The sequence below is a fragment of the Hominisplanchenecus murintestinalis genome (genome assembly GCF_943193015.1).
Lineage (GTDB): Bacteria > Bacillota > Clostridia > Lachnospirales > Lachnospiraceae > Hominisplanchenecus_A > Hominisplanchenecus_A murintestinalis.
The window spans coordinates 56,168-78,919 of record NZ_CALPCM010000012.1 but is presented as its reverse complement, the minus strand read 5'-3'; the positions used below and the strand labels follow the sequence as shown (position 1 = coordinate 78,919).

18 protein-coding genes and 2 pseudogenes are annotated in these 22,752 nt (G+C 43.8%); 15 read left to right on the top strand and 5 right to left on the bottom strand.

Annotated features, from left to right (window positions below; all coding sequences use genetic code 11):
• Positions 1-217 (top strand): annotated as a pseudogene (locus NFR99_RS06675) (nitroreductase family protein); the annotation flags it as partial.
• Between the two features lie 38 nt (positions 218-255).
• Here the strand turns inward: NFR99_RS06675 and NFR99_RS06670 are convergent.
• Both NFR99_RS06670 and NFR99_RS15675 read right to left on the bottom strand, forming a co-directional pair.
• Positions 256-456, bottom strand: coding sequence for a winged helix-turn-helix transcriptional regulator (locus NFR99_RS06670; protein ID WP_277613455.1), 201 nt, complete (start codon positions 454-456; stop codon positions 256-258).
• 11 nt (positions 457-467) lie between these two features.
• Positions 468-662, bottom strand: a pseudogene (locus NFR99_RS15675) (hypothetical protein); the annotation flags it as partial.
• A gap of 155 nt (positions 663-817) precedes the next feature.
• On the opposite strand from NFR99_RS15675, the gene NFR99_RS06665 reads away from it, so the two are divergent.
• The 3 genes from NFR99_RS06665 to NFR99_RS06655 all read left to right on the top strand — a co-directional run bounded on the left by NFR99_RS06665 (position 818) and on the right by NFR99_RS06655 (position 4,535).
• Positions 818-1,405 (top strand): nuclease-related domain-containing protein, encoded by a 588-nt coding sequence (locus tag NFR99_RS06665; RefSeq protein WP_251353262.1) that lies wholly within the window; start codon positions 818-820, stop codon positions 1,403-1,405.
• Between the two features lie 188 nt (positions 1,406-1,593).
• Complete coding sequence (locus tag NFR99_RS06660) at positions 1,594-2,733, top strand: glycosyl hydrolase family 18 protein (RefSeq protein ID WP_120482817.1); 1,140 nt, start codon at positions 1,594-1,596, stop codon at positions 2,731-2,733.
• An 89-nt stretch (positions 2,734-2,822) separates the two neighbouring features.
• The gene (locus NFR99_RS06655) at positions 2,823-4,535 is read left to right on the top strand and encodes an ABC-ATPase domain-containing protein (RefSeq protein ID WP_251353261.1); all 1,713 of its coding nucleotides are present in this window, start codon (positions 2,823-2,825) and stop codon (positions 4,533-4,535) included.
• A 117-nt stretch (positions 4,536-4,652) separates the two neighbouring features.
• Here NFR99_RS06655 and NFR99_RS06650 read toward each other — a convergent pair whose 3' ends face one another.
• Positions 4,653-8,957, bottom strand: a complete 4,305-nt coding sequence (locus NFR99_RS06650; protein WP_251353260.1) for an Ig-like domain-containing protein — start codon at positions 8,955-8,957, stop codon at positions 4,653-4,655.
• Positions 8,958-9,190: 233 nt separating this feature from the next.
• Here NFR99_RS06650 and NFR99_RS06645 point away from each other — a divergent pair, with 233 nt between their 5' ends.
• The 6 genes from NFR99_RS06645 to NFR99_RS06620 all read left to right on the top strand — a co-directional run bounded on the left by NFR99_RS06645 (position 9,191) and on the right by NFR99_RS06620 (position 16,021).
• A complete protein-coding gene (locus NFR99_RS06645; RefSeq protein WP_120482810.1) occupies positions 9,191-9,694 on the top strand; it encodes an RNA polymerase sigma factor in 504 nt (167 codons plus the stop codon).
• Between the two features lie 15 nt (positions 9,695-9,709).
• Positions 9,710-11,710 carry a beta-propeller domain-containing protein gene (locus NFR99_RS06640; RefSeq protein ID WP_251353259.1) on the top strand — a complete coding sequence of 667 codons (2,001 nt, stop codon included), beginning with the start codon at positions 9,710-9,712 and terminating at the stop codon, positions 11,708-11,710.
• Complete coding sequence (locus NFR99_RS06635) at positions 11,703-12,677, top strand: hypothetical protein (RefSeq protein ID WP_120482806.1); 975 nt, start codon at positions 11,703-11,705, stop codon at positions 12,675-12,677. Before NFR99_RS06640 ends, NFR99_RS06635 begins: the two co-directional genes overlap by 8 nt.
• Before the next feature lie 156 nt (positions 12,678-12,833).
• Positions 12,834-14,423, top strand: a complete 1,590-nt coding sequence (locus tag NFR99_RS06630; protein ID WP_120482804.1) for an ATP-binding protein — start codon at positions 12,834-12,836, stop codon at positions 14,421-14,423.
• Positions 14,424-14,441: 18 nt separating this feature from the next.
• The gene (gene tgt / locus NFR99_RS06625) at positions 14,442-15,581 is read left to right on the top strand and encodes a tRNA guanosine(34) transglycosylase Tgt (protein ID WP_251353258.1); all 1,140 of its coding nucleotides are present in this window, start codon (positions 14,442-14,444) and stop codon (positions 15,579-15,581) included.
• Between the two features lie 158 nt (positions 15,582-15,739).
• Positions 15,740-16,021, top strand: a complete 282-nt coding sequence (locus NFR99_RS06620) for a hypothetical protein (protein WP_135975902.1) — start codon at positions 15,740-15,742, stop codon at positions 16,019-16,021.
• A gap of 135 nt (positions 16,022-16,156) precedes the next feature.
• Here the strand turns inward: NFR99_RS06620 and NFR99_RS06615 are convergent, their stop codons facing one another.
• A complete protein-coding gene (locus NFR99_RS06615) occupies positions 16,157-16,753 on the bottom strand; it encodes a sugar O-acetyltransferase (RefSeq protein WP_251353257.1) in 597 nt (198 codons plus the stop codon).
• Positions 16,754-16,895: 142 nt separating this feature from the next.
• Here NFR99_RS06615 and NFR99_RS06610 point away from each other — a divergent pair, with 142 nt between their 5' ends.
• The 5 genes from NFR99_RS06610 (at position 16,896) to NFR99_RS06590 (ending at position 21,664) form a co-directional block, all read left to right on the top strand.
• Complete coding sequence (locus tag NFR99_RS06610; protein ID WP_120482796.1) at positions 16,896-17,543, top strand: helix-turn-helix transcriptional regulator; 648 nt, start codon at positions 16,896-16,898, stop codon at positions 17,541-17,543.
• A gap of 227 nt (positions 17,544-17,770) precedes the next feature.
• Complete coding sequence (locus NFR99_RS06605) at positions 17,771-18,373, top strand: hypothetical protein (RefSeq protein ID WP_251353256.1); 603 nt, start codon at positions 17,771-17,773, stop codon at positions 18,371-18,373.
• A 30-nt stretch (positions 18,374-18,403) separates the two neighbouring features.
• The gene (locus NFR99_RS06600; RefSeq protein ID WP_120482792.1) at positions 18,404-18,988 is read left to right on the top strand and encodes a hypothetical protein; all 585 of its coding nucleotides are present in this window, start codon (positions 18,404-18,406) and stop codon (positions 18,986-18,988) included.
• Positions 18,989-19,282: 294 nt separating this feature from the next.
• Positions 19,283-20,923 (top strand): D-alanyl-D-alanine carboxypeptidase family protein, encoded by a 1,641-nt coding sequence (locus NFR99_RS06595; RefSeq protein WP_158604827.1) that lies wholly within the window; start codon positions 19,283-19,285, stop codon positions 20,921-20,923.
• Between the two features lie 3 nt (positions 20,924-20,926).
• Complete coding sequence (locus NFR99_RS06590) at positions 20,927-21,664, top strand: tyrosine-type recombinase/integrase (RefSeq protein ID WP_120482788.1); 738 nt, start codon at positions 20,927-20,929, stop codon at positions 21,662-21,664.
• A gap of 68 nt (positions 21,665-21,732) precedes the next feature.
• On the opposite strand, the gene NFR99_RS06585 is transcribed toward NFR99_RS06590, so the two are convergent.
• Entirely contained in the window at positions 21,733-22,686 is a 954-nt protein-coding gene (locus tag NFR99_RS06585) for a 3'-5' exonuclease (RefSeq protein ID WP_243126583.1), read from the bottom strand.
• Between the last annotated feature and the right edge of the window lie 66 nt (positions 22,687-22,752).

Genomic DNA, 22,752 nt, shown 5'->3' with positions numbered 1-22,752 from the left:
AAAATCGGAAAGGCGGCAAACATTTATGGAGCACCTCTGGCAATCATTATTTGTTCTGAACATACAAAAGCATGGACAGGAGTTTAGGCTTCCAGATACCCTAGAGCCAATCAATATTTTAGCAATAGGATATGCAAATGGTAATCCTGCTGACCCAGAACGACATCAGTCGCAGCGTATTTCTTTAAATGAGTTAGTTCATTATGAAAAATTGTAAGTAATTACTGCAAATGGGTAAGCATGATATGTCTTTCCTCAATCACATAGCTGCGATAAAATGGGGTTAAGGGTTGTGCCTATTTCACTTAAAGAGTATTCAACTTTAGGAGGGACTTCTGGAAAAACTTTTCTTATAACGATTCCTTGTTCTTCCAGTTCCCGAAGTTGTCCAGTTAATGTTTTTGTCGTCTGCGGCATGATATAATGAAATTGTCGAGAAAAAGCATTTGAGGTCACAAGTTGTGACCTCAAAGCGAATGATACATAAAATCTAAAATCACAGCTGCTTGAAGCTGCGCTTTCAGCAAGGCAGGTAATGTATTCATAAATGTATTAACCAGTTCGTCGATTTTATCGTTGGACAGCTCTGTATTGTTGTTAAGTATGGTTCGGAACATTTGAAGCAGCCTTAGAAATGCCTGTATCCATGTGATATCAGACATTTAATAAAAATACTGAAGATATTAGATTTTTAGAATTTGAGGTATTTTTTTGTGAGTATGTTAATCAGGCATCATGGGCTTATAGAAGAACGGTTTTGATACAAGAATTGTAATTTTCCAAAGAATTTGTATATATGAGGCGAGAAAGATAAATTATGGGTATAAACTGGATATTTATATGTGGCGGCATTATTATTATTGTTATTTTAATAATGGTATTGTGGGACAGGGAGTATGAATCACCAAGAGTTACGGCAGGGAAAGAAGGAGAAAAAGAGGCAGCTCGAATTATAAAGCAAGTTTTGAAAGAAGATGATATATTGCTTGCTAATATTTGCATTAACCATGAAGGTAAATCAACGGAATTAGATAATGTTATTATTAATAGCAGGGGTGTATTTATCATTGAAGTGAAGAATTATAGCGGAACGTTAATAGGAGAAGAGGAGGATTATGAATGGACAAAATATAAAGTTAGCAGGGGTGGAAATGTCTATGAAAAGCAGGTTCGTAATCCAATTAAGCAAGTTAAACGCCAAGTATATATACTGTCCCGATTATTAAAATATTACGGAATTAATGTGTGGATTGACGGTTATGTATTAATATTAAATAGTGATAGCCATATACATAGTGATGTGGTTTTGGAATCATTTGAAGAGATTGATTGGGCAATACATAGACAATCGCGTAACTCTTTGAATAAAAGGGCTGTTATTGCGATAGCGGAAATATTAATGTAAAGTATCTCCGGAAGTTTTATAGTGAGAATAATAAATGACATGTACTAATCAAGTGGGATTGTACGAGTTTGGTTCAATATGAATACGCTTCTGTTTTTACCGGAAGATGTCTTTTACGGTGAAGTAAGGCATATGTTTCATAAAAGGCTTGAATCGTAAGATGGATAAAATAAATACAGGAGGCGTGAATGCAGATTTATGTAGTAGTTCCGGGTGATAATGTTGATGAGATTTCCACACGATACGGAGTGCCGTCAGAGTCCCTAATCTATGCGAATCAGCTTGTATATCCGTATCAACTTGCCATTGGCCAGGCGCTCCTTATACCTGACGCACCGAATCAGGAGGAAAGGAGAGTGATCGTGGCTAATGGGTATGCTTATACCTATATCAGCCCCTGGGTGTTAGAGCAGACCCTTCCATATCTTACAGAGCTTTCTGTTTTTTCATATGGATTTTCAGAAGAAGGTTATCTTTTGCCGCCGCCAAGTGATGATGTATGGATGATACGGCGGGCGGAGCAGGAAGGGGCGCTTCCTGTTTTGACACTGACGCCTTTTGGAGCGGACGGACAGTTTAACAATAATCTGATTAGTGCGGTTGTCAATAATCCGGAAGCAAAAGAGAGGCTCTTTCTTCAGCTTGCGCAGGTGATGGAACAGAAAGGATATGGGGGACTGGATATTGATTTTGAATATATCAAAGCGGAGGATAGGGATGCTTTCACAGCTTTTGTAGCGGAGGCGGCGGAGCGCATGAATGCGCGGGGATATCAGGTATCTGTGGCGCTGGCTCCAAAGACTTCTGCTGACCAACAGGGACTTCTCTATGAAGGGAAAGATTATCGCGCGTTGGGAGAGGCGGCAAATCATGTATTGTTGATGACGTATGAATGGGGGTATAAATACGGCCCCAATATGGCTGTAGCGCCTTTGAATATGGTACGCCGTGTTCTGGATTATGCGGTAACAGAGATTATACCGGAAAAGATTATGCTGGGGATTCCAAATTACGGGTATGACTGGCCGCTTCCTTTTGAACGAGGGGTTACGGAAGCAGTAACGATTGGAAATGTGGAGGCGGTGCAGATTGCTATTCGAAACGGTGCGCAGATTCAGTTTGACCCTGTGGCGGCGTCTCCCTATTTTCAATACTGGACAGGGGGAATACAGCATGAGGTATGGTTTGAGGATGTGAGAAGCTTGAGGGAGAAATTTGCACTAATCACGGAATATGGCTTGAGAGGATGCGGATACTGGCAGATTATGAGACTGTTTCGGGCAAACTGGCTATTGCTTGCCGATACATTTTGGATACAAAAGAGATAATCTATCTTCGAATGCATTGGGGGTGGAAGAAACTGATAAAATAAGGTATAATCGATATGCAAAAGGACAAGCGATTGAGGAGGTACTTTATGAAAACATCGGAAGATTTGCGGTTCAGCCTGCGGGCAATTAACCGTAAAAGTTATCCTGCCTATAAGTCTCTGGCAGGGAGCTATACATTTGGAAAGTATATTTTGAATATTGAGCATGTGCAGGGAGACCCGTTTGCAGCGCCATCAAGGCTGAGTGTGAAGGTAAACCATAAAATCGCGGGGTTTCCGGCAGAATACTATGGGACGAAATGGAACCAGACGGCGCTGGAGGATTACTTAATCAGGCGTTTTCACAGACAGGCGGATAAATTCTGCTTTCAGGCAAAGGGATCGGGGAAGAGCGGTATCATTACGGTAAGCCGCTGTGGACAGGAGGTTCTGGAGCGGACGGCATGTGAGATTGCATCGGATGGAGTTATCGTGCGCTTTGAGGTAGGATTTCCGGCGAATGGACGTACGATAAACGCTACGGAGCTGGAAAAAATTTTATTTGACTTTATTCCAGTGTGCGTGGAACAGAGCCTATACTATGGAAAGACGCCGAAGCAGGAACTGGAAAAAGTGATTTTTTTGGCGGAAGACCAGCAGTATATCCGGGAGGAGCTGAAAAGACGGGATATGGTGGCGTTTCTTGCGGATGGTTCTGTACTCCCCCGCGAGAGCGGCGTGTCTGACAGGCCGCTGAAAGGCGGCGTGCCTTTTAAAGCGCCTGAAACGATGGCTGTGATACTTGAGCTTCCACACAAGGGCGCGCTGCGGGGAATGGGAATTAAAAAGGGCATTACGCTAATTGCAGGCGGCGGATATCACGGAAAATCAACGCTTTTGAAGGCTTTGGAGAGAGGCGTGTATAATCATATCGCCGGGGACGGAAGGGAGTATGTGATTACGGAGGAGACTGCACTGAAGCTCCGGGCGGAGGATGGCAGAAAAATAACGAATACGGATATTTCCCTGTTTATCAATCATCTTCCGAATGGAAAGGATACGAAGTGCTTCTGCACTCTGGACGCCAGTGGAAGTACCTCGCAGGCGGCAAATATCGTGGAAGGGCTGGAAGCGGGAAGTAAACTGCTGTTGATTGACGAGGATACCTCTGCTACGAACTTTATGGTGAGGGATGAGCTGATGCAGAGGGTCGTTGCCAGAGAGAAGGAACCAATCACCCCGTTTTTGGAGAGGGCGTCGGATTTATACACACAGGCGGGGATTTCTACGATTCTGGTAGTGGGAAGCTGCGGGTCTTATTTCTATATTGCAGATAAAATTATCCAGATGGACTCTTATCAGGCGGTAGATATTACGGATGAAACGAAGAAAATTCTTGAGAATTATCCTGCTCCGGCAGTGAGCGCGCCGGATTTCCATCTGCCGTCGGGCAAGAGGGTGATAGATTTATCCGGTTCTGTCCAGAAGCGGAAGACTTACCGGGGAGACGGTTATGTGAAAGAAAGGCTGAAAATTAAGCGGATGGGAAAGACGGCATTTTCTATCGGAAAAGAAAATCTGGATCTGCGCTATGTGGAACAACTGGTGGATGAAGAGCAGACACAGAGCCTTGCATATCTGCTGCGCTATGCGAAGGAGCATTACGGCGAGGGGAAAAATGATGTGGGAAGCGTAGTGAAAGCCTTGGAGCGCATTTTAAAAGCAAAAGGTCTGTCTGGCATATGTGACGGAGGGAATGTGCCTTCCGGGCTTGCGATGCCGAGGGTGCAGGAGATTTTCGCATGTTTTAACAGATATTAAAAGAGACAGGGGATGCCGGAGCATGTAGCTTGCCTGTGATATATTGGGCAAATGGTATCATGTTCCGACATCCCCTGAATTTTAACCGTGCTTAAATAGACAGCGGTGAGATTGTGCTTACTTCTTTACCGTGAGGGTCACAGTGAATTTCTTTTTGCCTGATTTTACGGTAATCTTTGCTTTTCCGGGCTTTTTCGCCTGGATAACTCCTTTTTTATTTACCGTGGCTACCTTTTTGTTGGAAGTCCGGTAGGTCACTTTTTCGAGAGATGTAATCGGGGTAATCACTGGTTTCAGGGCGGCTTTTTTTCCTTTTTTCAGGGAAAGCTTTTTGTTAAGCCCTGAAATCTTCTGTGTTTTTACTGCTTTTTTCTGTACCTGGACAGTTATCTTTTCTTTCTTTCCGCTGGCAAGGGTAATTGTGATAATTGCTTTCCCGGCTTTCTTTCCTGCGGTAATTTTTCCTGACTTGCTTACCTTTGCGATTTTAGGATTGCTGGAGGCGTAGGATACGACGTAATCGCCGGCGGCCAGGTTGCTTACTTTTAGTTTGCTTGTGGACTGCCTGATTTTCAAAGGCAGTTTCTTTGCGTTGACGGACAGGGTAGGCGTCAGCTTGGCGATTGTTTCTGTTTTCTGGGCGCCGCAGGCAGAACAGCGGAAGGTACGGATTCCTGCAGCGAGAGCGGTGGGATGTTTTGTGACAGTTCCGCTGTTCCAGGTATGTCCTGAAGCGCAGGGATTTACAGTTTCGGAAGAACGCTCAGATACGGACATTTGCACGCTTTGTTCGATGGACCATTCAGAACAGCTTGCACAGATGACATAAGTATGTCCGGCCAGCAGCGTTTCCCAGTTTTCGACAAGGCTTTCTGTTTCTGCGTCGTAAATAAATATTGAAGGTTTTTCTTTTTGCTTTCCGGTATAGGCTGCATCAAATTTGTAAATGCCGTTTTTCTGAGGAACAAATAAGGCGACAGTCCCTGTGCCGAAACCGTATTTTTCACCTAGTGCTGTAGTTGTGAGTTCCGAAGCTTTTCCGAGAGTAAGCTTTGGCAGCGAACTGACGGGAAGCCTGGAAACTTCACAAAATGTATATTTCCCACCAAGAGAGATACGCACACGCGCTTTTTCATTGGAAATTACCTGATATGTATAACTTAGATAGTTTCCAAAGGGGTCTTTTTCGGATTGACAGGTTATGATTGCTTCTGTTCCGTCTTCGTAGACGGCTTTTATCCTAGCGCCTGCTCCCGGGTTCTGATAAGGAGATACAAATGGGTTTGGAGGATTTAAGAGCTCCAGTTTCGTTACATTTTTGTGACGTGTAACATCCAGATAGTATTCTGAGGCCTGCATATCATAGGCTTGGGACGTTTTGCCATATAATTTCCGGTTTGCTTCTATAATGTAGGTGTGTCCTGTCTTAAGGTTATTATAACCATAACTATAGAACAGATCTATCTCCGAATCATTTAATTCTCCGGATCGAATATATCCGTTATCGGTGTCAAAGGAATAGGTTCCGTCAGTTTTTGGCCGAAACAGGTAGTATTCTACGTTTTTGTCGCTGGTTTTGCACAGAGAACGTCCCTCTTCTATTTCTTTTAGGGAAGAAATATCTGAACTAAACTGAAGCTGTACAGGTATCGACATAGAAGGTGTTTCATAAGACCCGTCTTCATCGCCAGGTTCGTTTTCGCCGTCAGGCAGAAAAGAGGTGTAAAGTTCAAGGTTATAGTCCTGTGTTACGCCGTGTTCATCCCAAGTAGATTCAGATAGGGAGAGGCTGGTTCTGTTTCCGTAAGCATCGTATTTTCCGGCGGGAAGGATTGTGCTGCCGCCATTTTGATAAGTGAGCTTTACGTCAACAAATTCTTCGGCATATATCTCGCCGAAACCTGCCAGATACCCGTCTGTGGATTTCTTATTTACGACTTCCATAGCAGTTACCTGGGGAACCTTTGAGCGGTGTATAATGCTTATCCGATAACGCTCAGGAGTAGGATATACGGAATGGAACTGAATCTGGTAAGGAGTTCCTTTGTCCATATGAAGATCTGACCATATATCTCTCCAGCCTTCGATATAATCCAGGCAGTCGCCCTGATTTTTGACTTCCATCCAAATATAATCTTCCGTCTGGCTTAGGCATTCTATGTGAACGTAGTAATTCCCGCTTTCTTCCGGTACAAACAGGAAATCTTCTTCAATGCCAAGAAAGTCATCACTTGCGTTCCGGGCAAGAGAGAATTCCAAAGGCTGTCCTGCGCGCAGAGAGGTCATTTTTAAAATCTTTGTAGAGGCTGTCCCTTCAGAGCAGGAAGCATAAATGATATAGCGCTTTCCTTTTTCCAAAAAGGCAGAAGCGTTACTACGACTGTTTGCCAAATAATCCAGACGATTATCTGTTACCTGGCAAACAGTCCACATAAGGAATGTATCGGAAGACAGCTTATAATGTCCATCGGATGCAGGAGTAAACAGATACATCTTTTCACCGTCTAAATCTTTGAGCGTTATTTCCGTATTTTCCTTCAAAACAGGAAGGGAATTGTAGTCCGGGATTGTTTCAGCAAATGTAACCGTTACAGATTGAGAGCGGATAGAACTATCGTTTTCCAAGGCGGCAAAAATTTGATAGGTACCGTTTTCCCAGCTAAAGTCACTTAGCAGGATCGGGCCGTCTTCGTGTTCGACATAGAAATCAAAGCCATTACTGTAAATATCCCGTTCCCAACTTCTCAGGAGAATCTTTTCAGTCTCGCCTGTATAGGAAAATTCTACAGCGAAATCCTCCTCATACCATCCGTAGTCAGATGTGAATCTGTTGGGATTGTTATTCTTTATAATCAACCGGAGGCTGTCGGGATCAATGGATTTGGCCCGTTCGGCGGTAAGGGTAAAAGCGGGACCACCTTCTTCCAGATACAGCATCAGTACATAGGACTTCCCGCCCTGCAGGGATGCCTGAAAGCAGTAATTTTCGCCATAATTATACGAAGTTTCGAGTTCCTGCTGTTCTTCTATATCATAAACAGAACACCTGTATATATCAAGCATACCGGTGGATGTAAAAATATAAGAACCATCTGCTTTTGGTGTGAAAAGTACGCATCCGCATTCAAGGTCTTTTAATGCGGGCATGGAAATGCTGTTTCCATTTTCAGGAAATTTGTGATCTGCGGCAGCTTCTTCTAAAGGGATGACTTCTATTGGGACAGAAAGCCTTTTGGGGCAGCTGTTTACCTCAGCCGTGAGCAGGTATTTTCCTGCATCCAAAGAGTAATCCCAGTCTTCTTCTCTTTCAAGAGTCTCGCCTGTTTCGTCATATATAGACAGAAGAACTTTATTTCCATAGGAATCCAGTCCTCCGGGGGTTGATCCTGTACCCATTTCCACTTTTTCAGAAGAACCGTCAGAATAGGTTAATTTTACAACCATTCCTTCTGCGAACTGCACTGGATGTGAGGTTGCGGGGACTTTTGTGTAAATGGGAGGAGTGTCTAATTGGATATCTGTTACAGGCAGGGATTTTTTAAAGTGAACCCGGTATGGAATATCTTCAGAGGGTTCGTCGTAAAAATCCTTTTCATAATTAAGGACGAAATAGTAAGTTTTATTTGCTGAAAAGGTGCTTCCCATGAAAAGAGGCCGGTCATAGCTGTCATTTGAAGGGGGAATCTGCGCCGTACATTCAGGAATCAAAAGTCCGGAAGCGCTATCATAGCTAAACAGGGCGCTTTCTTTCCAGTCAAGGTTTCCGGAGGCACAGAAATTATAGACACCTTCGGTGTCGGCATTGGGCGTAAAAGAGTAGACGTGGCTGGAACTTTCTTTTGGAAAGACAGCTTCTTTTTCGTCAGTCGGAACCAGTGTTTCGATAGTTTCAGGCAAATCAAAGGAAATTTCTTTTTCACCTAAGAAAGTATGCGGATATATGTACGGTACGCGCTCTTCCAATTCTTCATCGTAGATGAATTCTCCTTCGTACAGAGAAAGGCTGCAATTGCCTAAATGGACGGGTATAATAGAAGGGGGGGAGGGTGAACCGTTCGCATCTTTAAAGATAATAAAGAAATCTTTTTCGTATTCATATGATAAGTCGTCATTTAAGCATAGTGCATAACATTCCTGACCTTCCAGAAATACGCTTCCAGGGTACCAGCCATTCAGTTCGTACTCTCCCCCATCTTCATAAGTGACAGTAATAGATTCGCTGCTCAGTTCCTTTAAATCGAAAGGATTATAGGACGTTTTTTGAGTTGTAAAAGTTACGTGTACGCCGGATGTATTGTCTGCGGTTTCCAGTGCTGCAGAGGGCGGCGCATCCGTTGCCGGAGTTTGGGCAGCCAGGGCGCTTGCGGGGATAAAGGCTGACAGCATTATCCCGATGATAAATAGTGACAGTTTTCTTTTCATAACAAAACCTCCTTAAATGTTAAAAAAATAGAAATTATAAAGAATTTCCGCCTTGATTGTGATATTTTTATAATATCACAAAAATTCTCACAAGAAAAGATTAATAATAATTTAGTAATAGTAATATATTGTGTTTTTTCAAATGCTTGCAACAGTTTACGAAATATGGGACACTGTATATATAACTGAGATTTCAGATTTGAATGCATGCAGAGGAAACGGGAGGTGGGTCTATGGAACAGGGTTTGGAGCTTGTTCAGAAGGCAAAAGCAGGAAATGTAGAGGCATTTTCCTTGTTGTATCAGGAAGTTTACCGGGATTTATATCGTTTTGCACTATATACGCTGAAAAATATCCATGATGCGGAGGATGTGGTGAGTGATACGGTAGCAGATGCATGGAAAGGCATCAGGGGGCTTCGGAGAGCAGAATCTTTTACGGCGTGGATTTTTCGCATTCTTGCCAATAAGTGCCGCCGCAGGCTGCGTCAGTATATGGACAAGACGGTGGAATTGCCGCTCGATTTAGCTGAGGATTCCAGGGATATCTGCAGGGATATGGATGTGCGGCGGGCGTTTGCAGAGCTGTCTGATGAGGAGAGAATGATTTTGGCTATGAATATTTTTGGCGGATATACGAGCAGGGAGATAGGAAAGGCGCTGCATATGAGCAGTAATACCGTTCGTTCGAAGCAGAGCCGCGCCTTAAAGAAGATGGAAGCTTGCCTGGAGAGATAGAGAGGAGGAGCAGCAATGGATGAAAAGAAGATGTTAGAGCGGATTAAGAAATCGGCGGAACCGATAGACGTACCGGAATCCCTAAAACCGGAATTTATGGAAGATATCTTGAAAGAAAAAGAACAGAAAAGAAGAAAAATTCCTTTATACCGGGCGGGAGCGGCTGCAGCCGCAGCGCTGATTGCACTGGTGGCCCTGTGGCAGATTAACCATATCGGAATGCAGCAGGAGGACAGGCCGCAGATGGAGGGGTCCACAGAGGCGGCGGGATATACAGAGGCAGCCGGTTTGGAGGAATATGTAAAGGAAACAGGAGCGCCGGAGAAAACAGACGCAGCGGCAGATGGAGCCGGGGTGATTCCGCATGTTTCAAGCGAAGAGGAGCTGTATCTTGCATTGGCAGATATGAACCAGGCAATGAGCCGGGATATGGGCTATGGAGCCCTGACGGGAGATATGATGAAAGAAGAGGGAGCAGTTCCAATGGACAGCGCGCCCGCAGAGGACGCGGAAAGCAGCATGGAGAGCACAGCTGCCAACAATGGGGACTATTCGCAGACGAACCTTCAGGAAGTTGGAGTGGATGAAGGAGATATTGTAAAAACTGACGGAAACTATATTTATGCGCTGTATGGCAGTACGGTGCGCATTATAAAGGCGGAAGGGGAGAACCTTGAAAAAATAAGCGAGATTTCCCTTCCTGAAAGAGATGAGGAAGTACACGAAATGTACCTGGATGGCAATGTGCTGAACCTTATTGCCACAGGGAATGAAGCTTCTATAGATGAGCAGGAGGAGGACGTCTATTTTATAGACAGGAAGAGTTATACCAGAGTTTATACCTATGATATTCATGAAAAGGAAACGCCGAAACTGTCAGGTTATACAGAACAGGAGGGATACTATAAAACTTCCAGGAAGAATGGGGATATGCTGTATGTATTTACAGAATATACGCCAATCATCAAGGATACGCAGGAAAGCAGCACTATTATGCCGAGGGTATCAGGCGGGGTAATGCCTCTGGAAGATATTTATTTGCCGGAATACGCAGACCAGGCAGGTTATCTTGTGATTGCTTCGGTGGATGTAAAGCAGCCGGAAAAGGTGGTAGACCATAAGGCTATCGTATCTGCGGCAGACAGGTTCTATGTGAGTACGGAAAATATTTACGGCATCAGCTCCCATTATGAAAATGGGAGGGATTACACGCAGATTTTAAAATTCAGCTATCGGGATGGGAAAATCAAACCGGCAGCGGCGGGAGATATCAGGGGATATCTAAATGATACTTTTTCTATGAATGAGCATGAAGGCTATCTCCGGGTAGTGGCGACGGATTGGAACAATGACGAAGAGCTGACAAACCTGTACGTGCTGGATGAGAATCTTGACGTTTATGGTAAAATCGAGAATCTGGCGCCGGGAGAAAGCATCCGCTCGGCAAGGTTTTTGGGTGATATTGGATATTTTGTGACGTTTAGGGATACAGATCCTTTGTTTTCCGTGGATTTAAGCAGCCCGAAAGAGCCGAAGATATTAGGGGAACTGAAAGTCACAGGGTTTTCCGCATATCTACATTTCTATGGCGAAAATAAATTACTGGGAATTGGGAATGAAGTGGACCCCGAAACGGGAGAATATAAAGGGATTAAGGTATCTATGTTTGATATTTCAGATCCGTCGGATGTGAAAGAAATTGACAAATACGTATTGAAAGATAACTACCATTGCCCGGGAATTTACAATTATAAGGCGATTATGATTAACCCGGAAAAAAATATTTTTGGATTTGAATGCGAGGAAAACTATCTGGTATTTTCTTATGATGGGGAAAAAGGATTTGTCAATGAGTTTCTGTATGAGCTGAAGGATAAAGAAGAATTTGAAGTATATGGAAATGGAACAAGAGGGCTCTATATCGGTCAGACATTTTATCTTTCTGGCAGCAATGGCATAGAAGCGTTTGATATGGAGCGTGGATTTGAAAAAACTGGAGGACTGACGTATGAATAGAGGAAGAAAACGGATGGCGGTGTTTACACTGATTCTGGCGGCGGTGTGTGTGGCCGCCGCATGGAAAATCGGATGGCAAAGAGATGATATACAGACGCCGGAACCTGGAGGGAAAGTAAATGGGGAAATAGAAGCTTCAGAGGCCGGAAAAGATACGCATGAAATTTTTGAGACGGGAAAAGGGGATGAGAGAACGGAAATGCCGGAGATAGAAGAAACGGAGATGGCCCAGATTCCGGTTTCGGGAGTGATATACCGTTTGAGTGAAGACGACGGCAGTTATGTAATGTTTGAGTTGGAGAATGATATGCCTTACTTTCTTGATGGAATAGAGGAAGGGAAGATTTACGGCGTGGATGGCAGGCCGATTGCAGAGAGTGAACTGGATACGGGGGATCAGGTAACTGTTATGACGGACGGCGTGGCATTGGAGACTTATCCGGGTCAGTATGCGAGGATTTTTGGGGTAGAAGTGACAAAGAAAGCAAATGAGGAAGAAAGGAAAGCATGTATACAGAAATATAAAGAGCAGGCAGCAGGATTTTATTCAGAACCTGATCCGTCTGAGAAGCCGATTATGCAGGCGTCGTATATGGGGAATGGGATGGCCAGCACCGTATGGCTTACCCAGGGCGGCTATCACTGGAAATGGACAGATGCCGACGGGCAGATGAAGTCTGAGATTGCAGATACTCCCTTTATCACAGAATGGAATGAGATTGAAGAAATTAAACTTCCGGATTATGTGGAAGAAATAGAGCTTCTTCCTGGGAAAGAGGCGGAAGAAATTACCGTAAGCCGCTGGAGCGCGGATAAGGAAAGTGATGCCGGCGAAGAAGGCGAGAATGTCAATGTAGAAAAACGCGGCGATAAATGGTATCTCACGGGAGTACAGAAAGGATATTATTATTTGTTTCATGTCCGGTGGGGCGAGAGTTATGTGGAGTATGGATTTAAGAGCGTATAGATGAGAAGGCGGGGGTGCTGCAGAAGTAGATGAATTATCTACAGACTTTGCGGTATCCCCGTGATTTTGTTTTTGGGAAAAGAAATAATTGTATTATCGGCGATAATTCGTTATACTGGAAAAGATATGAAAAGCGGAATGCAAAAAAGGTGGAAGATGAGCAAAATATTTAATACAAGCGCGGTGTGCAGGCCGGAAATTCATTATATGGTGGATCTCAGCGACAGGCTGGAGCAAATAAAAAAAATGGTAGACCGAGGGGATTATTTTACGATTAACCGGGCGCGGCAGTATGGGAAAACGACCATGCTGAGGGCGTTAGGCAGTTTTCTGGCAGAAAATTATGTGGTGGTGAGCCTGGATTTCCAGATGATGAGCCAGAGCGACTTTGAGAAAGAAAGTTCTTTTTCAGAAGCTTTTGCCAGAGAAGTCTTGGAGGAAATTGCGAATATAGAAGAGGTATCTGTGGAAATCATAACCCGGCTTCAGAGACTTGCGGATGGGAAAGAGGGGAAAGGAAGACTTGCAGAGCTGTTTCAATGTCTGAACGCATGGTGCGGGCAGTCGAAAAAACCGATCGTTATGCTTATTGATGAGGTGGACAGCGCACAAAATAATCAGGTTTTTCTGGATTTTCTGGCACAGCTGCGAGGGGCTTATATAAACAGGGATAAACGTCCGGCTTTTCAGTCGGTTATTCTGGCAGGCGTGTATGATGTGAAAAATATAAAGCAGAGATTAAGGCCGGATGGTGAACACAGAGTAAACAGTCCGTGGAATATCGCGGCGGATTTTCTTTTAGATATGAACTTTTCGGTAAAAGATATTTCAGGTATGCTTGCAGAATATGAGTCTGATTACCAGACAGGAATGGATATCAAAGAGATTGCACAATTCATCTATGACTATACGTCAGGTTATCCATTTCTGGTTTCACGTATCTGTAAGCTGATGGATGAGCGGATAACAGGCAGTGAAGGATATTTTGACAGAAAATTGGTATGGACGAAGGAAGGAGTTTTGGAAGCAGTAAAAATACTTCTGATAGAAAAGAATACGCTGTTTGAATCAATTACGGGCAAACTGGCAGATTATCCGCGGCTTCGAGAATTGGTTTACTCGCTGCTTTTCACAGGAAGAAAAATTTCGTATAATCCTCTTAGCCCTTCGATAGAAATCGCGGAGATGTTTGGATTTATAAAAAATTCCAGGGGAGATGCTGTGATTTCTAACCGTATTTTTGAAACGGTATTGTATAATTTATTTCTTTCAGAGGAGATGCTGGACAGCGAAGAATATCGGACTGCATTGCAGGAGAGAAATCAATTCATACAGAATGGTCATCTTAATATGAAATTGATTTTAGAAAAATTTGTTGTACATTGGGGGGACTTGTATAGTTCGGCGGATGAAAAATTTATAGAAGATAACGCGAGGAAGTTTTTTCTGTTATATTTAAAGCCAATTATTAATGGAACAGGAAATTATTATATAGAGGCGCAGACGAGAGATAATAAGCGTACAGATGTGATCATTGATTATTGTAAAGAACAGTTTGTGATTGAGATGAAAATATGGCGGGGGAATGCTTATCATGAGCGAGGGGAAAAACAATTGGCGGAATATCTTGAGTATTATCATTTAAATAAGGGATATATGCTTAGTTTTAGTTTTAACAAAAAGAAGCAGGCTGGCGTGAAAGAGATACGGATAGGGAATAAAGTGCTTATAGAAGCCGTGGTTTAAGAAAGAAGAAGGTGTAATATGTATAAATTATTAAAAAGAGACGGAAAAGCAAAGCGGGGCGAGCTTCACACAGTACACGGTGTGATACAGACTCCGGTTTTTATGAATGTGGGAACGGCGGCGGCGATTAAGGGCGCTGTTTCTACGATGGATTTACAGGAAATCGGTACGCAGGTGGAGCTGTCGAATACGTATCATCTGCATGTGCGTCCGGGAGATGAAGTTGTGAAGAAGATGGGCGGGCTGCATAAGTTTATGGTGTGGGACAAGCCGATTCTTACGGATTCGGGCGGTTTTCAGGTATTTTCCCTGGCGGGGCTTCGCAAAATCAAAGAAGAGGGCGTATATTTCCATTCTCATGTAGACGGGCGGAAGATTTTTATGGGGCCGGAAGAAAGCATGAAGATTCAGTCAAATCTGGCGTCTACGATTGCGATGGCGTTTGATGAGTGCCCGTCGAGCGTGGCGGAGCGGTCTTATGTGCAGGCGTCGGTGGAACGTACTACCCGGTGGCTTGCCAGATGTAAGGCAAAGATGGATTGGCTGAATGAGCAGCCGGATACGCTCAATCCCCATCAGATGCTTTTCGGGATTAACCAGGGAGCTATTTTTGATGATATCCGTATCGAACATGCAAAGGAGATTACGCGCTTGGGGCTGGACGGCTATGCAGTAGGCGGCCTGGCAGTGGGAGAGTCGCACGAAGAGATGTATCACATTTTGGATGTGACGGTTCCTCATCTTCCGGTGGACAAGCCTACGTATCTTATGGGGGTAGGAACTCCGGCAAATATCCTGGAGGCAGTAGACAGAGGGGTTGATTTCTTTGACTGCGTTTATCCCAGCAGGAACGGACGTCATGGACATGTCTATACGAATCAGGGAAAGCTGAATTTGTTTAATGCGAAATATGAGCTGGATTCCCACCCGATTGAAGAAGGCTGCCAGTGCCCGGCGTGCCGCCATTACAGCAGGGCTTACATCCGGCATCTGCTTAAGGCAAAGGAAATGCTGGGGATGCGCTTGTGTGTTCTCCATAACCTGTATTTTTACAATCATCTAATGGAAGAAATCAGGGATGCGATTGACGCAGGAGAATACCAGAGCTTTAAGAAAGCGAAACTGGACGGTTTTCAGGCGTCTGATAAAAAAGAATAGGGAATCATGAAGAGCAGGCAGATTGGGACAAAATAAAAATGTTTCAGTCTGTCTCATTTTTTGCACTTTTTTATTGATTTTGGGAGAAAAGAAAGGTAGAATTAGTTATAAAAGTAATATGAAACAAGAGTAAATAAGAAGGAATAGTAAAGAATAAGATGAATGAAAAACAGAGGATATTCAAGTTGATGAATGGGCTTTGGGATTTAGAAAAGTGTTCCGTGCCTGAAGGAAGTATGGTGAAAGATGAATTTGAGGAAGGTTCTGTATGCAGCATGCTTTATAAGGAAGTTTATGATGCAAACAGGCGGATTTGTGAAAGGCTTGGGGTGGAAGAGGACAGGGATGTGGAGTTAATTATTGGAAACCTGCTGAAAATAGGGGAGTATCAGTCGATGAAAATGTATGATTACGGAGCAAAAAGCAAGAAAGAATATTGATACATCGGTAGATTATGGAAACTGCTTCGAGCTATTAAGAAATTCATTATATCCAATCGTTAAAATAATTTCTAAAGCACTGTAAGGGGCGCTCCCTTTGAGAAGCGTCCCTTACGGCGGTCTTTTTTTAGGTGATTAGATTTTTCTGTCTTTGAAATAATAAATTTTATCGTGCTCATTGATTTCACGGAGTACCCGGCAGGGATTTCCTACGGCTACGACATTTGCCGGGAGGTCTTTTGTCACGACGCTGCCTGCGCCGATAACGGTATTGTCCCCGATGGTAATTCCGGGAAGTACAATCACTCCTGCGCCAAGCCAGCAGTTTTCGCCGATATGGACAGGCGCATTATACTGATAGGCCTCTCTGCGCAGCTGGGGCAGGATAGGGTGTCCTGCGGTGGCTATTGTGACATTGGGGCCTATCATCGTATAGTCGCCGATGTAGATGTGGGTGTCGTCTACAAGAGTAAGGTTGAAATTGGCATAAACATTTTTTCCGAAGTGCACATGCCCGCCTCCGAAATTGGTGTGGAGCGGCGGTTCGATATAGCATTCCTCGCCGATTTCAGCAAACATTTCTTTAAGAAGTTCCTCTCTTTTATCAAGTTCTGTCGGCCGGGTTGCATTGAAATCATAGAGACGGTCTAATTTTCTCAGCTGTCCCGTCATAATTTCTTTGTCATTTGGCAGATAAAGCTCGCCGGTATGCATTTTATCTTTCATGCTCATAAAGCAATTCTCCTTTCATTCCCCATGTGGGATTCCATTGACATGCATCTTTTATATGTACTATAATTATATTGTTAAAATAATAAAAAATATATCAATATTTTGCTTAGATATATAACAATCCTGTACAGGAGGCGGCAGCATGAAGAGATGGATAGAACTGAATGAAGATAAATCGGAAAATATACCTTATGGACATACGGAATATCCGTTTTATATCCTGCATACTTTTTTGAGTGAATATCCGAATTATGCCGCTCCGGTGCTTCACAATAACAATATTCCCTATATAAAACTTACAGATTCAGGATGGCACAGGGATATTATCCGGGGAATCAGGGAGATATACAGACTTCGGGATACAGCAACAGCTCCTTTGAAGATACAGGGGATTTTCAGCTGGATATGGGCGTCTGTCTATGAAAATATGCCTGGGGCTGACAGTGAAGAGCAGCCGTATTCCAGTGATTTATCCATACTTAAAAATATGACAGGCTTTATCCAGCAGCATTATCATGAGAAAATATCGCTTTCACAGATTGCGGCAGCCGGAGGAATCGGACAGAGCAAATGCTGTAAACTGTTCCGTCTTTATTTCCATCAGACGCCAAATACATATCTTACAGCGTATCGGCTGAACCGCAGTGTGGAGCTACTGCGCACTACAGACAGGAGCATTACGGAAGTGGCTTATGCTGCCGGATTTAACGGAGCCAGCTATTATGCAGAGACATTTCGTAAATGGCTTCATATCTCACCTTCAGAATACCGCGGCAATTTGGAAACGTGAATTTTTTAAATGCAGGCTGGTTTTTGAAAAGCATTTAAGCTCCTTGCAGAGAAACAAGGGGCTCAAATTTTTGCATAGAAGTGTTTATAAAGATATTATAACTATTCTTAAGATTTTGTATAATAGGAAAGATTGTATTGCAGTTTTATATTATACGTCGTATAATATTATCTAACAGCTGCCCAAAGCAGTCGGCATCTGTGGAATAGATGAAGGAGGGGACAGGGATGATTCATGTAAGTGTAGCTGGATTTGCTATGGTTATGGAAGTATTGGGGCTGGTGTTTGGTGTTTTAGGCGCGTTTGTTATTTTCTTTGTGTTTATGAGCAGGAAAAATGAGAAGCGTTTTACCGGCAGACTGGCAAGAATGTATGATTTTCTGAATTTCAGGCTTTGTATTATAGAGGATGTTTTGAAATTCTGTTATGTACTGGCGGCCTGCCTGTGTACGGGAATCGGGCTGTTTATGTCGCTTTCCGTAGTGGAGCTGACCCGGGGGCTTGTATTGCTGGTAGGCGGAAACCTGGCAGTGCGCATAGTTTTTGAATTTATTATGATTCTGTTGAGGGCATGCAGGAATTTAGGGGAGCTGGGAAAGAATACAGAAACTCCGGTATATGCACAGAAAGAGCCGATTATACAGTTCCATATGGAAGAAGCTGCCGCGGCATCAGAGGGAAAGGAACCTGTAGCTGTCCATAGCAAAAAGACAGCAGCGGGTAAAGAGATATCCGCAGGGAGGGAAAAATACAAAGTCTGTCCTTCATGCGGCGAGAAATGTAGTAACAGATTTGCGTTCTGCAATATGTGCGGGACGAAATTATCATAATATCATAAAATCAAAAAGGAGGATTTTAACATGGCATTTATCGATGATTTAGGAAACACGATAACGAGAACAGGTCAGAAAATTTCACAGACAAGCCAGAGTATGGCTAAGAAAATGAAAGACATGGCGGAAAGCAGCAATCTCAAAATGCAGGTGAAAGAAGAAGAACGGCAGCTTAAGGAAGTTTATGCGGAAATAGGTGAAATGTACTGTAATCTGCATAATGGCGACCCTGAAGAAGCTCTGGCAGAGGGAATTCAGAAGATAGAGGAAATAAAGGAACGGATAACCGTGCTGAAAGAACATATCAGTAAGCTGGATAATGTCAGGGTATGCCCGAATTGTTCTGCGAAGCTCCCGGAAAAAGGGATGTTCTGTCCCGAATGCGGAACGAAATATCCAGAGCCGGAAGTAGTGGATACGGATGTAGATGCAGAAGAACTGAAAGAGGCGAAGGAAGCCGAGGTGATTCTGGAAGAAGATGCAGAAGCAGAATCAGGAGCCGAGACAGTTTCTGAAGCGCAGCCGGACGAAGAGCCGAAACAGGAAGCTGCTGCAGAACCGGAAGAAGAACCTCATGACGAAATGTCAGAGCAGGAAACTACAGAAGAATAAGCGGTAAAGGAAGCTGCTGCGGAACATTTTGTATATGTTCTGCAGCGGCTTTTATAATTGATTGTGAACCATTGACAGCTATATCCCAGAGCATTTAAATGTCAAACCGCAATTTACCATGCTGATGCTGCTGTGAAACGCTGCATTCGTTTAAATAGAGGTTGAAAAAGGGAAAGGAATATACTATAATAATATGTGATATAAGAAAACGAATTTTAAAAACAGATGGAGAGTTTTGAATGAGCTTTCAAATCTATTAAGATGACGCAGCAAGTGCGTCAGAAAGAGGAAAGAATGAAGAAACAAAAAGCAGGTATCTTGTATGCACTTGCGGCATCGGTATTTTTTACGACAGTATTTCCGATAAACACCGTATATGCGACGGAGCAGCAGGAGACGGAGGACATAGAAGAGGAGACGACACAGGAAACGGAGTATCCGGAATCTTATTTTCTGCCTATTGAGTCGAATGCCATAGAAGGCTGGCCGGCGGGACCTCAGGTGGAAGGGGAAGCTGCCGTGGTGATGGATGCCGAGACGGGAACTTTTCTTTATAGTAAGAATATGGAAGCGAAGGAATATCCGGCGAGCATTACAAAAATCATGACGACGCTGGTAGCGCTTGAGCATGGGAAGCTGAAGAGTAAAGTGAAGTTTTCTGAGTGGTCGGTAAACAGCTTGGAAACAGATAGCAGCCGTTTGTGGATGGATGTGGGGGAATGGATTACACTTGAGCAGGCTTTATATGGAATTATACTGGAATCAGCTAATGACTGTGCCAATGCGGTAGCAGAAAAAATAGGCGGATCGGAAGAAGGGTTTGCAGAGCTGATGAACCAGAAAGCCGCGGAACTGGGATGTGTCAATACCCATTTTGTGAATGCCCACGGACTGCACAATGAAAATCATTACACATGCGCCCGGGATATGGCTCTTATCATGCGGGCGGCTATGGAAAACGAGACGTATGCCAAAATTGCGAAGACCATAGAATATATTATTCCGAAGTCCAAGCATGTACGGGAGGAGCATGTGCTGGTGAATCATCAGAAAATGCTTTTTCGGGAAGGCTTTCGTTATAAGGGCTGCCTGGGAGGAAAGACAGGGTTTACGGAAGCAGCGTTGAATACTCTTGTCACAGTTGCCCAGAGAAAAGGACGGCGGCTGATTTGTGTTATTATGCGGACGAACGGCCCGGATAAAATATGCTGGGAGACAAAGGATCTTCTGGATTATGGATTTAAAAAGTTTAAGAGGGAAGAGATTCCCGTTGCAGACGGCAGCGTTACCCGTCAGGACGTTATGGGACATGCTATATTTGGCAAGGCTGCGGTGATGAATGCCCCTGCATTGTCAGAATCTATGCTTTTTACTGCGGGAAGCGCGGCGGTTTCGATTCCAAAGGGCGTTGATGTGGGTGCAGTGAAGCAGACCTTCCGCAGAGGAAATAAATTTAGTTATATATTTAACGGCTGGCAGGTGGGAGAGATTCCGGCGGTGTTTAATACGGTGGATATTGAAATACCAGAGTGGAATTTGATAAATACGGATCTTTCGGCGGATAATATGGAGCCGGAGACGGAAGCTGCCGGATTTGGAAAAGAGGCAGAAGAGGTGCTGGAGTCGATAAAGACCGGATGGGAGCGTGCATGGAGCTGGATTTATGAACATGATATTGCAGCAGCTCTGGCAGGGCTGGTCTTGATTATCCTGCTGCTTCCGATGCTGATTATTGCTTATATACGGAACCGCAATTCCCAGAAAATCCGAAAACAGCGCCAAAAAGAAAGGGAAGAGCGCACACGGATAGAAAAGGATATTGACAGTAAGTCCATCAGTGAAATCGAAGCAGAGCTTCGTGCAGGGCTGGAAAAGCACCGTCAGGAACAAGAAAAAACAGAACAGAACATTTCAGAGGAAAAGAAGGAGGAATAAATCATGAATTGGGTATCGCCTATCAAAGATGACGAAACATTGGAAAAGTTTAAGCAGGAGCTGAGGAAAGTGGATGACAAGTACTATATCCTGTTTGAAATCGGTGTGGGAACGGGTCTGCAGCTCCAGGAAATATTAAAGTTCAGAAATAAGGATATCCGTGACAAGGATACGATTGAGGCTTGTATCGGGACGAAAAATATCCGGCGTACTTTTAATATTCCAAGGGATCTTAAAGAGATTATCCGCGAGTTCACAGAAGGGAAAGACCCGGATGCATTTCTGATTCAGGGGCATGCAAGTTCGTCTACTGCGCTTTCCAGGGAACAGGCTTACCGTGTATTTAAAGGAGTGGGAAAAAACATGGGGCTGAATTCTATCGGTGCGCAGACAATGAGAAAAACTTTTGCGTGGAGATATTATAAGGCGACCAACGATATTTATTATCTACAGAATCTTTTAAATCACGCGTCCCCGTCCATTACATACCGTTATATTGGTGAAAAGCCCAATGTAGAAGTAGTGTTAAAGAAAATGACGCCAGAAGAAAATGAACGCAGCCGTTATATTTTGTACAAGGACGGCATGGGAAAGAAGCGTATCAAAGAGCTGATGGATATGCTGGAGTACTTGAATAGCGAGCTGGATAACCCTACGAATAATGATGCGTTTTATGGGAGAGTGGACTGTCTGTTAACAGAAATGGAAGAACTGGCGGATAATTTTAAACACACTGTATAAAAGATGTTATTGTGGGTGGATTGAACAGAGTAGCGAAAAATGAGAAGCTGGCGGCTGGTACCGGCTTCTCATTTTTTGTGTTTGCATTTCATGGCGTCCTTTTTCTGCCGTACTTCTTCGGCTTCTTCCGGAGTGATAAGTTTTAAGATTTTTATACAGAAGTAGTTTCCGCTTTCGGCTTTCCGCAGTTTGATCTTTCCTTTCAGCCAGCCGTGTTCTTCACAGTAAGAAAGGCTGAAATAGCTGCCGTTTCCGTTGGAGAACCAGCGGATTTTGCGGCGGGCGTTCTTTTTACAAAGGAAACATCTGGTGGAAGTTACTTTCCAGTCTTTCATGGCCTGGACTTTTGAGGAAAATTCACGGGATACGAATTTGGCATAGTTGTCGTATACAGCATAGATTTCTTCTTTCCGGCTTTTAGGATTCTGGAAATAATCAATGGAAAAATTTTTCAGGACGGTTTCACTGGGAAGGCGTTTCAAAATTTCGGCAGTGTATACAGAATCGTTTAAGGCATTATGAAAACGCTCTCCCTTTTCGAGCTTCAGGAAGTCTGCCGCATGTTCCAGGGAGCGCCTTACTTTTCTGTCGTCGTAAACGATGCTGAAAATTTTCTGGATATCATAAAACCGGAGCGGAGCACGGAATGGATTTTTCATTCCATGATAGCGCATATTCCGTTGGAGTTCGTACAGATCCGAGACGCCCCAGGTGCAGAAATGAACCCGTTTCCCGCACCAGGACAGGAAATCCGCTGCTGCTTCAGGAAAGGTACGGGCATTTTTCAGGCTTTCCATGTCTATATGAAGGAGATCCTGTGTGTATTCATGCATAGAAGTGTACACCGCGGGACAGATTTGTTCGTGGAATCTGCCAAGTTCATGATAGTTGCTGTCAAGCTTTATGGCCCCGATTTCCAGAATTTCAAAAGGAAGCGATGGGTCTTCGAATTCTTTCCCGTCAGGGCACTGGTTCCATTCTAAATCAAATATAATGTAGTTCATAATACTATGAGTATACACGGCATTCGTCATTTTGTATAGAGTATTTGAGGGATTTTCGGCAGAATTACCGAAATGGGTTATTAT

Excerpts from the sequence above, each read along its gene's own strand:
- NFR99_RS06590 (WP_120482788.1), top strand. The coding sequence starts at position 20,927 with ATGAATTGGGTATCGCCTATCAAAGATGACGAAACATTGGAAAAGTTT.
- NFR99_RS06645 (WP_120482810.1), top strand. The coding sequence starts at position 9,191 with ATGGAACAGGGTTTGGAGCTTGTTCAGAAGGCAAAAGCAGGAAATGTA.
- NFR99_RS06605 (WP_251353256.1), top strand. The coding sequence starts at position 17,771 with ATGATTCATGTAAGTGTAGCTGGATTTGCTATGGTTATGGAAGTATTG.
- NFR99_RS06610 (WP_120482796.1), top strand. The coding sequence starts at position 16,896 with ATGAAGAGATGGATAGAACTGAATGAAGATAAATCGGAAAATATACCT.
- NFR99_RS06665 (WP_251353262.1), top strand. The coding sequence starts at position 818 with ATGGGTATAAACTGGATATTTATATGTGGCGGCATTATTATTATTGTT.
- NFR99_RS06595 (WP_158604827.1), top strand. The coding sequence starts at position 19,283 with ATGAAGAAACAAAAAGCAGGTATCTTGTATGCACTTGCGGCATCGGTA.
- tgt (WP_251353258.1), top strand. The coding sequence starts at position 14,442 with ATGTATAAATTATTAAAAAGAGACGGAAAAGCAAAGCGGGGCGAGCTT.
- NFR99_RS06620 (WP_135975902.1), top strand. The coding sequence starts at position 15,740 with ATGAATGAAAAACAGAGGATATTCAAGTTGATGAATGGGCTTTGGGAT.
- NFR99_RS06640 (WP_251353259.1), top strand. The coding sequence starts at position 9,710 with ATGGATGAAAAGAAGATGTTAGAGCGGATTAAGAAATCGGCGGAACCG.
- NFR99_RS06635 (WP_120482806.1), top strand. The coding sequence starts at position 11,703 with ATGAATAGAGGAAGAAAACGGATGGCGGTGTTTACACTGATTCTGGCG.
- NFR99_RS06630 (WP_120482804.1), top strand. The coding sequence starts at position 12,834 with ATGAGCAAAATATTTAATACAAGCGCGGTGTGCAGGCCGGAAATTCAT.
- NFR99_RS06600 (WP_120482792.1), top strand. The coding sequence starts at position 18,404 with ATGGCATTTATCGATGATTTAGGAAACACGATAACGAGAACAGGTCAG.
- NFR99_RS06615 (WP_251353257.1), bottom strand. The coding sequence starts at position 16,753 with ATGAGCATGAAAGATAAAATGCATACCGGCGAGCTTTATCTGCCAAAT.
- NFR99_RS06650 (WP_251353260.1), bottom strand. The coding sequence starts at position 8,957 with ATGAAAAGAAAACTGTCACTATTTATCATCGGGATAATGCTGTCAGCC.
- NFR99_RS06660 (WP_120482817.1), top strand. The coding sequence starts at position 1,594 with ATGCAGATTTATGTAGTAGTTCCGGGTGATAATGTTGATGAGATTTCC.
- NFR99_RS06655 (WP_251353261.1), top strand. The coding sequence starts at position 2,823 with ATGAAAACATCGGAAGATTTGCGGTTCAGCCTGCGGGCAATTAACCGT.